This window comes from Flavobacterium buctense, from assembly GCF_014486695.1.
GTDB classification, from domain to species: domain Bacteria; phylum Bacteroidota; class Bacteroidia; order Flavobacteriales; family Flavobacteriaceae; genus Flavobacterium; species Flavobacterium buctense.
Genome location: NZ_JACTAB010000001.1, coordinates 844761 through 857996, shown reverse-complemented (window position 1 = coordinate 857996; position 13236 = coordinate 844761). Strand labels below are relative to the sequence as shown.

At 39.1% G+C, this 13236-nt stretch carries 8 protein-coding genes and 1 riboswitch; of the genes, 1 reads left to right on the top strand and 7 read right to left on the bottom strand.

What is annotated here, in order from left to right; translation table 11 throughout:
* Positions 1 to 12 precede the first annotated feature (12 nt).
* From metH to ICG50_RS03730, 6 genes are all read right to left on the bottom strand, one after another.
* Positions 13 to 2739, bottom strand: a complete 2727-nt coding sequence (gene metH / locus ICG50_RS03755; protein ID WP_379761223.1) for a methionine synthase — start codon at positions 2737 to 2739, stop codon at positions 13 to 15.
* Positions 2724 to 3710 (bottom strand): homocysteine S-methyltransferase family protein, encoded by a 987-nt coding sequence (locus tag ICG50_RS03750; protein WP_187659558.1) that lies wholly within the window; start codon positions 3708 to 3710, stop codon positions 2724 to 2726. The genes metH and ICG50_RS03750 overlap by 16 nt, the downstream gene beginning before the upstream one ends.
* A 196-nt stretch (positions 3711 to 3906) precedes the next feature.
* Positions 3907 to 4011: riboswitch (SAM riboswitch) on the bottom strand.
* Between the two features lie 136 nt (positions 4012 to 4147).
* A complete protein-coding gene (locus ICG50_RS03745) occupies positions 4148 to 5248 on the bottom strand; it encodes a homoserine dehydrogenase family protein (protein ID WP_187659557.1) in 1101 nt (366 codons plus the stop codon).
* Positions 5235 to 6236, bottom strand: a complete 1002-nt coding sequence (locus ICG50_RS03740) for an alpha/beta fold hydrolase (RefSeq protein WP_187659556.1) — start codon at positions 6234 to 6236, stop codon at positions 5235 to 5237. Before ICG50_RS03740 ends, ICG50_RS03745 begins: the two co-directional genes overlap by 14 nt.
* Positions 6237 to 6383: 147 nt before the next feature.
* Positions 6384 to 6845 (bottom strand): OsmC family protein, encoded by a 462-nt coding sequence (locus ICG50_RS03735; protein ID WP_187659555.1) that lies wholly within the window; start codon positions 6843 to 6845, stop codon positions 6384 to 6386.
* A gap of 1 nt (position 6846) precedes the next feature.
* On the bottom strand, positions 6847 to 8139 hold the full coding sequence (locus tag ICG50_RS03730; RefSeq protein WP_187659554.1) for an O-acetylhomoserine aminocarboxypropyltransferase/cysteine synthase family protein: 1293 nt from the start codon (positions 8137 to 8139) through the stop codon (positions 6847 to 6849).
* Between the two features lie 742 nt (positions 8140 to 8881).
* Here ICG50_RS03730 and metK point away from each other — a divergent pair.
* Positions 8882 to 10132 (top strand): methionine adenosyltransferase, encoded by a 1251-nt coding sequence (gene metK, locus ICG50_RS03725; protein ID WP_187659553.1) that lies wholly within the window; start codon positions 8882 to 8884, stop codon positions 10130 to 10132.
* A 361-nt stretch (positions 10133 to 10493) separates the two neighbouring features.
* Here metK and ICG50_RS03720 read toward each other — a convergent pair whose 3' ends face one another.
* Positions 10494 to 13223 (bottom strand): carboxypeptidase-like regulatory domain-containing protein, encoded by a 2730-nt coding sequence (locus ICG50_RS03720; protein WP_187659552.1) that lies wholly within the window; start codon positions 13221 to 13223, stop codon positions 10494 to 10496.
* Positions 13224 to 13236 lie beyond the last annotated feature (13 nt).

The following is a 13236-nucleotide window of genomic DNA, read 5'->3' as shown; positions in this document are numbered from 1 at the left end:
TTTACGACTAAATTAATCTGCTATATTTGGACTTAACCACTTAGTGGCTTGTTCTGTTGAAATTCCTCTTCTTTTGGCGTAATCAATTACTTGGTCTTCTTTGATTTTTCCGAGTCCGAAATACTTACTTTCCGGATTGGCAAAATAATAGCCCGACACCGAAGAAGCCGGCCACATCGCCATGCTTTCAGTCAGTTTGACGCCTATTTCTTGTTCGACATTTAAAAGTTTCCAAATCGTTGGTTTTTCCAAATGATCAGGACACGCAGGATAACCCGGCGCTGGACGAATCCCTTTATATTCCTCGTCAATCAAATCTTGGTTTGATAAAGATTCATCGGAAGCGTAGCCCCAAATTTCTTTACGCACTTTTAAGTGTAAATATTCTGCGAAAGCTTCGGCCAATCGGTCACCAAGTGCTTTCACTAAAATCGAGTTGTAATCGTCTAATTGTTTTTCGAATTCGGTTGCTTTTTCATCGACCCCAAATCCGGTAGTTACACAAAAACAACCAATATAATCTTGTTTTCCGTTGTCTTTTGGCGCTACGAAATCGGCTAATGCGATGTTAGGTGCGCCTGCAGTTTTTTGCGATTGTTGTCTTAAAGTTAGGAACTTCACCAAGTCTTTTCCGCTTTCATCGGAAACCTGAATATCGTCATCATTGACTTGGTTTGCCGGATAAATCCCGAGAATTCCCTTAGCGACTAACCACTTTTCGGAAACGATTTGGTTTAGCATATTTTGCGCGTCTGCGAATAACGAAGTTGCTTGTTCACCTACAACCACATCGGTCAAAATCGCCGGATATTTCCCGAACAATTCCCACGAACTGAAAAACGGCGTCCAGTCAATAAAATCAACCAGTTCCGATAATTCCACTGTAACGGTTTTGGTGCCGATAAAATTCGGTTTTACAGGTGTGAAATTGTTCCAATCCAATTGTAATTTGTTTTTACGCGCATCTTCAATCGAATGGTAATTTTTGTCTCGGCTTCTATTTAAATAACCTTCACGGAGTTTGTCATATTCTGCCCGAACGGTTTTGGCGTATTCTACTTTGGTTTCCGCTTGAAGCAAGTTACTTGCAACCGTTACCGCACGCGACGCATCGTTTACGTGAACGACAGTTTCTTTATATTCCGGGGCAATTTTTACAGCCGTATGCGCTCTCGAAGTCGTTGCACCGCCAATCATTACCGGAATTTTGATGTTGAGTTTGTCCATTTCTTTGGCCAAATACACCATTTCGTCTAATGACGGCGTAATCAATCCGCTTAAACCAATGATGTCTACGTTTTCACGAACTGCAGCTTCAATGATTTTTTCCGGCGGTACCATTACGCCTAAATCGATAATTTCGAAGTTGTTGCAACCTAGAACTACCGCTACTATATTTTTACCAATGTCGTGTACATCACCTTTTACCGTTGCCATCAACACTTTTCCGGCTGAGGAAGATTTTCCGTCTTTCGAAGCTTCTATATAAGGTAGTAAATAGGCCACGGCTTTTTTCATCACTCGTGCCGATTTGACTACTTGTGGCAAGAACATTTTTCCGCTTCCGAATAAATCACCTACGACATTCATTCCGGCCATCAAATTGACTTCAATGACTTCGATGGGTTTTTCGGCTAATTGTCGTGCTTCTTCGACATCAATCTCTATAAATTCGTCAATTCCTTTGACTAACGAATGGGTTAATCGGTCTTGCACTGAACCGTTTCTCCATTCTTGAATCGCCTTTTCATTGGTTTTGAAATCGCCTTTGAAACTTTCAGCCAAATCCAATAATCTTTCGGTAGCATCTTCTCTTCTGTTCAATAAAACATCTTCTACATGTTCCAATAAAATTGGATCGATTTCATCATAAATCTCGAGCATTTCCGGATTTACGATGCCCATCGTCATGCCGTTTTTAATGGCATGATAAAGAAAAGCCGAATGCATTGCTTCGCGCACTTTGTCATTCCCACGAAACGAAAACGAAACGTTACTCACACCACCTGAAACTCCGGCATAAGGCAAGTTTTCACGAATCCATTTGGTCGCTCTGAAAAAGTCTAATGCGTTTAGTTTGTGTTCTTCCATTCCGGTGGCGACAGGGAAAATATTCGGGTCGAAGATGATGTCTTCTGCAGGAAAATGGACTTCATTCACTAAAATATCATACGAACGTTTACAGATTTCAATTCTTCTGTCGTAGTTATCGGCTTGACCTTCTTCGTCGAAAGCCATTACGATTACTGCTGCGCCGTATCTTTTAATCAATTTGGCGTGATGAATGAACGCTTCTTTTCCTTCTTTAAGTGAGATAGAATTCACTACACCTTTACCTTGCACGACTTTCAAACCGGCTTCGATGATTTCCCATTTGGAGCTGTCAATCATGACCGGTACACGAGCGATATCGGGTTCGGCGGCGATTAGGTTTAGGAATTTGGTCATGGCGTAAACACCATCCAACATTCCTTCGTCCATATTGACGTCGATGATTTGCGCTCCTCCTTCTACTTGGTCTCTCGCTACGGTTAGGGCTTCGTTGTAATTCTCTTCTTTGATTAAACGGAGGAATTTACGCGAACCGGTTACGTTGGTTCGTTCGCCTACGTTGATGAAATTACTTTCTGGCGTAACGATTAGCGGTTCTAATCCGGATAATTTTAAATATTTTGTTTCTGACATTATTGTTTTGTTTTTGCCACGAATGCACAAATAATTTTTTATGTTAATTCTAATGAACGTGGTTGGAAATCTTTGGCTACATCAGCAATAGCCTTAATATGTTCCGGAGTCGTACCGCAACAACCGCCAATGATGTTGACTAAATTGTCTTGTAAATATTCTTTAATAAGTGCTTGCATTTCCTCCGGTGTTTGGTCGTATTGCCCAAAAGCGTTGGGTAAACCGGCGTTTGGATGTGCTGAAATATTTAAAGTGGTGTTGTGGGCTAATCTTTTTAAATAAGGTTTCAATTGGTCGGCTCCGAGTGCACAATTAAATCCAACACTCAACAAATCGATATGCTGAATTGAAATTAAAAACGCTTCTACCGTTTGACCTGATAAAGTTCTTCCTGACGCATCGGTTATTGTTCCTGACACCATTACGGGTATATCGAGATTGCGTTCTTCTTTTACTTCTTCTATGGCGAATAAAGCGGCTTTGGCGTTAAGTGTATCAAAAATAGTTTCTACCAATAAAACATCGCAACCACCATCAATCAAAGCTTCTACTTGTTGTTTGTAGGCGATGCGTAAATCGTCAAAAGTTACGGCTCTAAATCCAGGATCATTTACGTCCGGTGACATACTTGCTGTTCTGTTCGTTGGTCCGATGGAACCGGCTACGAAACGCGGTCTGTCGGTGAATTCGTCGGCGACTTCTCTGGCTATTTTGGCGGATTGGTAGTTGAGTTCGTAAACCAAATCTTCTAAGTGGTAATCGGCCATCCCGATGGTGGTTCCTGAGAATGTATTCGTTTCAACAATATCTGCTCCGGCTTGAAAATACAAGCGATGAACTTGTTTTACCGCTTCGGGTTGGGTGATGGAAAGCAAATCGTTGTTGCCTTTTAGCGGATGTGGAAAATCTTTGAAACGCTCGCCTCGGAAGTCTTCTTCGGAGAAGTTGTTGCGCTGCAGCATGGTTCCCATCGCACCGTCGAGAACGAGAATTCTTTCTTTGATGGCGTCTTGAATTTTTGACATGTCTTTTTCGAGTTGCAAAGTCGCAAAGTTGCAAAGTTGCAGAGTTTAATTTGTACTATGATTTACTAATTAGCCCCGATTGCAGTCTCGTTTTTTGGAACGAGACGGAAAGCGGGAATATGGACTGCAAAAATGCGCAAGCCATTCGCTCCTAAAAAATTATAGTATGTTATCGTGAAAGTGAGAAGAATTCTCGGGGTTATCTGCTCTCGATAAATCGAGATAGAATGTAGCACCTTCTTTTGGCAAAGGGTTGCTAAGCTTTCAACGGGTCTATTCCCTCCAGCTTTCGTGATAACGAACAATAAGTTTATGAACGCTGCAAAGTAATGACACAGAATTCACATTTGCAAGGGTTTTGGAAAAATAAAAACCTACAACGTTTTCGCGCTGTAGGTTTTTGGGGTGAATGGTTGGCTAGTTATATTTGAATCGGTTTATAACCAAATCGCTTCTTTGATTTTGATTTTCTCGGCGACTTTGAGAATATCAGTCAAAACGCCACGAGCCGTAACCTGTTTTCCGGCTCCGGCGCCTTGAATGACGATTGGGATTTCGCCATAGGATTTGGTGTAAATTTCAATAAGATTGTCGGCGCCTTTGAGTTGGCCAAGCGCTGAAGTCTTCGGAACTGAAATCAGTTTTACTTCTAGTTGCTTGGTCTTGACATCTAATTCGCCCACATAGCGCAAGACATGGTTATCGGCTTGGGTAATTTTGGCAATTTGGAACGGTTTGTCAAACAATTGCTTGTTGACTGCATATTCCGATTTGGCGCTTTTTTCATTTAGGTTTGGAAGCAAAAGGGATTCTATTTTGATATCGGTGAATTCAAATTCCTGTTCGATTTCTCGGGCGAGAATCAATAGTTTTCTGGCGACGTCGTGTCCGGATAAATCATCACGGGAATCGGGTTCGGTATAGCCGTTTTTCTCCGCATCGAGTAAGATTTTGGAAAACGGTAAGTCTTCGGAAGAAAATCTATTAAAGATATAACTCAGCGAACCCGAGAATACGCCACGGATTTTAGTGATTTCTTCGCCCGAAAAGTGCAAGTCGTTTATTGTTTGAACGACCGGTAAACCGGCTCCGACATTGGTTTCGTAAAGAAATGTTTTGTCGTGTTTCTTGAGGTTTCTTCTCAGTTCTTTGTAGAAGTCGAAGTGCAATGTATTCGCTTTTTTATTGGCGGCGACGATATTGAAACCGTTTTGGATAAGCGGAATATAATTTTTGATGATGTCCTGACTGGCAGTGGCATCCACAGCAATCAGGTTTTCCAATTGTTGTTCTTGAACATATTCGATGATGTCTTCGATTCTGAACGGAATGGCGGATTGGGCGAAATTGGCTTCCCATTGGTTTTTGAGACCGTCTTTTTCGAAGAAAGCTAAAGTGGAATTGGTGATGATGGGAAATCTCAAATCGATATTCTTCTTCTCAAGGAAGAATTTTTGACTTTCAATAACTTGGTTGACTAAAGTACTACCGACATTTCCGATACCGAAAAGGACTATATTGATTCTAAGCGCTGACATAAGTTTGTTGTTTTTGTTTGTTAAAAATGGGTGATAAAATTTGGGCTAATTGTTCGAATTCGATTAAAAAAGCATCGTGTCCGTGGATGGATTTTATTTCGTGATAGAAGACATTTTCTTTTATCGGTTTTAAGTTTTCAACCGTTTCCCGATTTTCATCCGGAATAAAAAAATAATCAGTATCAACAGCGACTACGTGAATGTTTCCTTGAATGGCTTTGGCTAGAGCCAAAAAATCATTTCGGTCACGAGTAATGTCATTGGTTTTGAGCAAGTGGTTCATCAATTTGTAAGCCGATAACCGAAAGCGGTTTTTGAGTTTTACGCCGTGATTGGCCAACCAATTCTCGATTTGAAACACTGAGGAATCATTGAATTTGCTTCTTTGAAAACGTTGGTTAATCGATTGAGGTGTTCGATACAACAACATAGCGTGCAATCTGGCATCTGCGATTGGATCATCAGAATTATTCAATACTTGGTCTTGGATTAGGACATTGGCGATGACCCAATCGGTGGCTTTCCAATCGGTGGCAATTGGAATTAGATTTTGAACAGCATTCGGTTTCAAAACCGCCATTTCCCACGCAACTGCTCCGCCTAAACTTCCTCCGATAACCGCAAAAACTTGTTCGATTTTGAGGAAATCTAAACCTTCCCAAAAAATTCTGGCGACATCGCGAATGGTAAAATCTTTGTAAGTGGAAATCAAATTACCGAAGTTGTCATCGTAACCGTTTCCCGGAATGTTGAAAGCGATTACCGTGAAATGATTGGTATCGATGATTTTTTCTTCACCGATTATATCGTTCCACCAGCCGTTTTCTCCGGTGACATTGGAATTGCCTGTTAATGCGTGATTGACTACCACGACCGGCGCGGTACTAATGGGCTGACCAAAAGTTTGATAAAATAACGGAAGATAAGGGCGTTGTTTTCCGTTTTCCAAACTAAAATTGAACAAAACTATTTTTTCCAACTTTTTCATATTATTTTTTTAAAGTTTTTTAAAAGACTGCCTTCAAACTCAACTTTGAAGACAGCCTTAACAAACAAACAACCCGAGGCATTTGAGATTAAGAAAAATTAATTAATCTGGAGCGCAGCGGAATAAAACCTAACCAATGGTTTTCTTTTAAAGCGTTGTTGCTGTAGCTTCATATTCTTTAACCAACACTACAGAAACCGGCGTTGGATTGATCAAATTGTCCTGAACCGGGCAACGGTTTTCAACGGTGATTAACCAATCCTTTAATTGGTCCAAAGTCGCATCAGTTGTTGGCTTTACCGTAACTTCAATAGATTTAAATCCGGCTCTTTCATCGCTAATTTTTCCCTGGTATTTGTCTAAACTTAAGGTTCCCGAGATTTCAACTTGAAGTGATTTTAAATCGATGCCTTTTTCTTTGGCTACCAATTTCCCGACAGCATTGATGCAACCGGCATAACCGGCCAAAATGTATTCTATCGGACTTGGTCCTTCTAGTTCAGGAAATTGATCATTTTTACTAATTCTGATGTCGAAGTTTTGGGCTTTGACTACGAATTGATTGCTTTCTTTGGCATAACCAACTATGTTTACGGTTTTTGTGCTCATGTTATACGGTTTGTGGGGTTTTAATTTTTACAAAGGCTTCTTTCAAATCGGCTTTCAAGTCGTCGATATTTTCTAAACCAACGGATAAACGGATTAAGTCTTTGGTTACTCCGGTTGACTCTTGTTCGGCGTCAGATAATTGTTGGTGCGTCGTGCTTGCCGGATGGATGATTAAGGATTTAGTGTCACCAATGTTGGCTAACAACGAGAATAATTTAGTCTCATCAGCTACTTTCTTGGCTGCTTCAAAGCCACCTTTCAGACCGAAAGTTACGATGCCACTTTTGCCTTCCGGTAGATATTCATCGGCTAGAGCTTTGTATTTAGAAGTTTCTAATCCGGGATAATTTACCCATGCTACTTCTTCTTGGGTTTGCAACCATTGGGCTAAGGCCAAAGCATTTTCGCTGTGTTTTTTAATTCTGATTTCCAAAGTTTCCAACCCTTGAATCGTTTGGAAGGCGTTAAATGGACTTAAAGATGAACCGAAATCGCGCAAACCTTCAATTCTTACTTTGGCGATGAATGACGCTGCGCCCAAAGCTTCATAGTATTTCAAACCGTGGTAACCGGCTGATGGTTCGGTAAATTCAGGGAATTTCCCGTTGCTCCAGTCAAAGTTTCCGGCATCGATGATTACACCGCCAAGTGAAGTTCCGTTTCCGGTAATGTATTTGGTTAGCGAGTGAATGACAATATCAGCACCATGTTGAATTGGGTTTAACAAATAAGGCGTAGCGACTGTGTTGTCCACAATGAAAGGCACTTTAAACCCTTTGGCTTCTTTGGAAATTGCTTTCAAATCCAGCACATCTAGTTTAGGGTTGCCCAAACTTTCTGCGAAAAAAGCTCTGGTATTTTCTTGGGCGGCTTTGGTAAAGTTTTCAGGATTAGACGGATCTACGAAAGTGGTGGTGATGCCTAATCTTGGTAAGGTTACACTCAACAAGTTGTAAGTTCCGCCGTAAAGACTGTTGGAGGCTACGATGTGGTCACCCGCTTTTAGCAAAACCAATAAACTCGTAGCAATTGCTGCAGTTCCAGAAGCGGTAACCACGGCTCCGATTCCGCCTTCGAGTGCGGCTAAGCGTTGTTCCAAAATGTCGTTGGTTGGATTGTTTAATCGAGTGTAAATGAATCCGGCTTCGGCTAGACCAAAAAGATTGGCTGCGTGGTCAGAATTGTTGAATACATACGAAGTCGTTTGGTAAATCGGAACGGCTCTGGTTCCTGCGTTTTTAGTAACGTCGTGTCCTGCGTGTAAGGCGTTTGTTGCGAATTTTTGTGTGCTCATGATTTTAAAATTTAATTGTTAGCTATTTAGATTATTAATTTTTGGAAATAAAAAAAGTCCTTTTGGATGGCTTACCAAAAGGACTTTAAGAACAAGTATATAAACTTTGATTACGTCTTTCGCTTTTGGTAACAGGGTATGTCGATACAACAACACATCATCACGTGCATCATACGGTTGTTCATCATCATATTTTTTGCTGTTACTTTCATTGTTTTATGCTGAACTCGTTTCAGCATCTGTTTTAAATTATTGTTTTTACTTTTCATTAGACTCTGAACTAAATTCAGAGTAAAAAAAAACCTCTGCTGTTGGCAGAGGTTTGATGGATATATTTTAAATTTAAAATTATGCCATAAGCGTCCTCTGCGGAGATTTCCACATCATGCGACACATATTGCAAATAATTAATTTCATTTTCTTGTTGTTATTTGATGGAGCAAACTTCTGAATGTTTTTTCAATTGACCAAACAAAATTTGAAAATTTAACATTTGGGAATAGTTTATATATATTTAAATACTACGTATTTAGAATTTTGAAATAATCATAAAAAAAATAAAAAAAGCAAAATAGTTTTTTGTATTCTAAATAGTCTTTATACATTTGCACTCGAAAAATGAGAGGAAAAATTTGAACTGATTGCAACCTCGTAAAAAAATGCTAAAGCAGAAACTCTCCTTTAGCTTTTGTAGCAATCTCCTCTTTTTTCACTAAAATTAATATTAAACTAAAATATAGTTATGGCTTATTTATTTACGTCGGAATCGGTTAGTGAAGGACATCCGGACAAAGTTGCAGACCAAATTAGTGATGCGTTAATCGACAACTTTTTAGCCTTTGATGCTGAGTCAAAAGTAGCTTGTGAAACGTTGGTTACTACAGGTCAGGTAATTTTGGCTGGTGAAGTAAAATCAAGCACTTATCTTGACGTTCAACAAATTGCAAGAGAAGTAATCAAAAAAATCGGATATACTAAAAGTGAGTATATGTTTGATGCTGATTCTTGCGGTATTCTTTCGGCCATTCACGAGCAATCTGCTGATATTAACCAAGGTGTAGACAGAGCTAGTAAAGAAGAGCAAGGCGCAGGTGACCAAGGAATGATGTTTGGTTACGCAACAAATGAGACTGAAAACTATATGCCATTGGCTTTGGATTTGTCTCATGCTTTGTTAATCGAATTGGCTAACTTAAGAAGAGAAAACAACGAAATCAAATACCTTCGTCCTGATGCTAAATCGCAGGTTACTTTAGAGTATTCTGATGACAACAAACCGGTTAGAATTGACGCGATTGTAATTTCAACACAACACGATGATTTCGGTCCGGAAGCAGAAATGTTGGCTAAAATCAAAAGCGATTTGATTTCGATTTTGATTCCGAGAATTAAAGCAAAATACCCACAATACGCTCATTTATTCAATGACAATATTACTTACCACATCAACCCAACCGGAAAATTCGTTATTGGAGGACCACACGGAGATACCGGTTTGACCGGAAGAAAAATCATTGTGGACACTTATGGTGGAAAAGGAGCTCATGGTGGTGGTGCATTCTCAGGAAAAGATCCTTCAAAAGTAGACCGTTCTGCGGCTTATGCAACACGTCACATTGCTAAAAACTTAGTGGCTGCAGGATTATGTGATGAAGTTTTAGTACAAGTTTCTTATGCGATTGGAGTAGCAAAACCAACTTCAATCAACGTAGTAACTTACGGCACCTCAAAAGTGAATTTGACAGACGGAGAGATTAGTAAAATAGTTGAAAACGTTTTTGATATGCGTCCGTACTTTATTGAGCAACGTTTGAAATTGAGAAACCCAATTTACAGCGAAACAGCAGCTTACGGTCACATGGGAAGAACACCGGAAACGGTTACTAAAACTTTCCAATTGCCGAATGGCGCTCCAAAAACAGTAACGGTAGAGTTGTTTACTTGGGAGAAATTGGATTATGTTGACAAAGTGAAAACGGCTTTCGGAATTTAACCGCAAAGACGCAAAGTTATACGCGAAGTTCGCAAAGAAAAACCCAACTCAATGAGTTGGGTTTTTTGTTTTTTATATACTTGGATAAACTAAGGCCGCAACCAACATCAGTAGTGAAATTCCAAGAAAAAAAAGCAGCATTTTATATCTTGACAAATCCTTGTTGGCCGCTTTATCTCTTTTATATTGTCGAACATAAAGTATGGAAAACAAAACTAAAATAGGAATAAAAATTAATAATTTGACGATGTCATTTTTTATTACAAAAATATTTAACGGCAAAAATACCAGTAGAGTAAAAATCCCTAAGCTTTTCAGCAACTTAGCTTCTTGTTCAGTAGTCATCTTTTTTTTAACAAATCTACAAATTATACCTTAAACTAAAAATAATATACCTTGGTTGCACTCGGTACTGGGAATTTCGGGTAGAGAACTGCGAGAAACTATCGTCATTTAACGAAGTGGTGTTTAATATATTTGTAGCGGCAACCTTGTATTCCCATTTACTGTCTTTTGTTTTTTGATAAGTCAAGCTAGCCGATAAAAAGTCGTATTCTTGATCCACTGTTTTGGCTTTGTTGTAATAATGAAAAAACTCATATTCGCTTACAAAAGAAAAACTTTTTAAGAAGAAATAATCCAATTTAACGGATGGACTATCGGTGTAAAAAGTGTCATTTGGGTATTGGTTTACCGCGTAAGAATAAGCCAATTCCACATTGGGCATATTTTTAAAATTAGTGGAAGCACTAAAACGATAATTGTGCGTAAAGCTTTCGGTATCGATAATATTCTCAGCAGCATTTAATGGGTTTACTTGGATATTATAGAACTTACTCCAATTTACATTGGCGCTAACATTGGCTTTGTAATACTTTAAAAAAGAACGTCCGTAACGTACATTCGCCGAAAAATTTTCATCGCCAAAAGGCGAATTAAAAGGGGAACCTATTTGATTTGCGCCTTCAAATAATGCTCTGGTTTTGATGGCCTCGTTGGTTTTAGTGTAGTTTAAAAAGCCACCGAAGTTTTCAAAGTTGAACATATTAAATTTTTGATACGACAAAGTATGGCTTTGAACCACAGAATTTTCCAAATCACGATTACCGGAAAACAGATTGCTGTAACTGTTGAAAATCGTTCCCAAGGCGTAATTGTTGATATTGGTAAAATTGTTAGAGATTCCGAAATTATACGTTAAGGTCTCCGATTTTTTTATTTGGTAAATCATTTGAAAATCGGGCAACAAACGAACTATTTCCTGATTGACATCAGTGCCTAATTGGGTGTTGGTCAAGTCAAATCGGTGTAAAGTAACGCCGGGTGTAAACGTAAATTTACCGGTCAACCATTTAAAATGAAAGCCTAAAAAAGTATCATTAAAACGATAACTGACGTCATTGTTATTTTCTGCAGCACTTAACGTATTGACCGTTCCGTCGTCCAAACGTTGAAAAATGGACGAGTTTAAACTTTGGTAAACATACGAATTGGCCAACGTAAAATTCAAGTTGGTCTTTGGTGTTAACACATAGTAATAATCCAAACGGCTGTCGAGTTTGTTGGTTTTGATAAATCGGCTTTGCGTAAGGTCATTTCGGTTTTGATTTTCATTATATCCAAAAAAGTCAAAAGGTTGAAACTCTAAATTAGCATTATACAACGGATCTTCGTTTTGGTACAAATGCTGACTTTCGAAGGCAAAAATATGTTTGTCTGTTGGCGTATAATAAAAACTCAAATTTTGATTGATGTTTACCGGATCTTGCTTTTTAGAGGTGAAAACACTTTCATCTGTATTTATGCCTGAAACGTAATTAAACACTTGACGGTTGAGTTCGTTGTTCTCTCTTTGCGCTGAAATTCGGTTTAAGATGTCGTAATCCAATTGAAATTTAGCCGATGGTTTATAAGTGGCGCTGAACTTGAATAAGCCCAAATTATTTTTCTGACTTCCTGCGTCGTCTCTAATTTCAGAAGAAGAAACATTGGTAGTATTGGGTTGCAATATATTAACCGTTGAATTGGTTTCAGTGTCCACTAAGGTCGAAGTTGCAATAATAAATCCGCTCAAACTCCAACTTTTTGAAGGATTGTAGGAGAAATTAGTAGCGCCAAAATGCGATTCGATTTCCTTAACGCGATTGTCTTGAAAAAAGCTAATGCCGAGTGAATTGCTTCCCACATTGATGCTTCCGCCGCCTTTGCCCATTATATTTCTGAAACCACCACTAAACCTGAAATAATCTTGGATGGTGAAAGCTTGCTGACCCACATTATTACTGTTCCCCATAATGTTGATGCTGTATTTCGGACTGTAATAAAAGGCTTTGGGTGCTACAACATAGCGTGTGTCTTCGTGGCCAACTCCAATTCCGGCTGTCATATCTCCAAACCAAAAGTTTTTCTTTCCTTCTTTCAATTTGATGTTCATGGCCAAATTATCTTGGTTGTTTTCCACGCCTTTTAGGATGGAATTTTCATTGTAATTACGCAACACCTGCACTTTATCTATGGCATCGGCCGGTATATTTTTTACGCCTAATTTGGTATCACCATCGAAAAAATCTTTGCCTTCCACCATCAATTTGGTCACTGCTTTTCCCTCGACTTTTACCTGACCTTCGGCATCAACTTCTACACCGGGTAATTTTTTCAGTACGTCTTCGAGTTTTCTTTCGGTTCCGGTTTTAAACGAATCGGCATTGTAAACAATCGTATCGCCTTTGATAGAAACCGGCATTTCCCGTACGATTTCGACACCGTCTAATTCGATGCCGCCACTTTCCATGGTGATGTTTTGGGAAATGTTTTCTGTATTGGTGGTAATTATAATTTCTTTGTTTTGCATGCCCAAATAACTTAGCTTAATGGTGTAAGTTGTGTTGGTTTTCAAGTTCAGCAAAAATTTCCCTTTATCATTGGTAATGGCATAAGCATCCATGGCTTTGGTCGCTTGGTTCATCGCCATAACATTGGCCATTTCCAATGGTGCTTTAGCATTGTCTTGGATTGTCCCTTCAAATCGGATGGTTTGGGCAAAAGAAATTGTTGTAATAAAAAGAAATACAAAGAGTACTGTTTTTTTCATTGTTTAGGCTTAG

Bases quoted from the DNA above. Each gene is read 5' to 3' on its own strand.
- ICG50_RS03750 (WP_187659558.1), bottom strand. From the start codon at position 3,710: ATGTCAAAAATTCAAGACGCCATCAAAGAAAGAATTCTCGTTCTCGAC.
- ICG50_RS03745 (WP_187659557.1), bottom strand. From the start codon at position 5,248: ATGTCAGCGCTTAGAATCAATATAGTCCTTTTCGGTATCGGAAATGTC.
- ICG50_RS03740 (WP_187659556.1), bottom strand. From the start codon at position 6,236: ATGAAAAAGTTGGAAAAAATAGTTTTGTTCAATTTTAGTTTGGAAAAC.
- ICG50_RS03735 (WP_187659555.1), bottom strand. From the start codon at position 6,845: ATGAGCACAAAAACCGTAAACATAGTTGGTTATGCCAAAGAAAGCAAT.
- ICG50_RS03730 (WP_187659554.1), bottom strand. From the start codon at position 8,139: ATGAGCACACAAAAATTCGCAACAAACGCCTTACACGCAGGACACGAC.
- metK (WP_187659553.1), top strand. From the start codon at position 8,882: ATGGCTTATTTATTTACGTCGGAATCGGTTAGTGAAGGACATCCGGAC.
- ICG50_RS03720 (WP_187659552.1), bottom strand. From the start codon at position 13,223: ATGAAAAAAACAGTACTCTTTGTATTTCTTTTTATTACAACAATTTCT.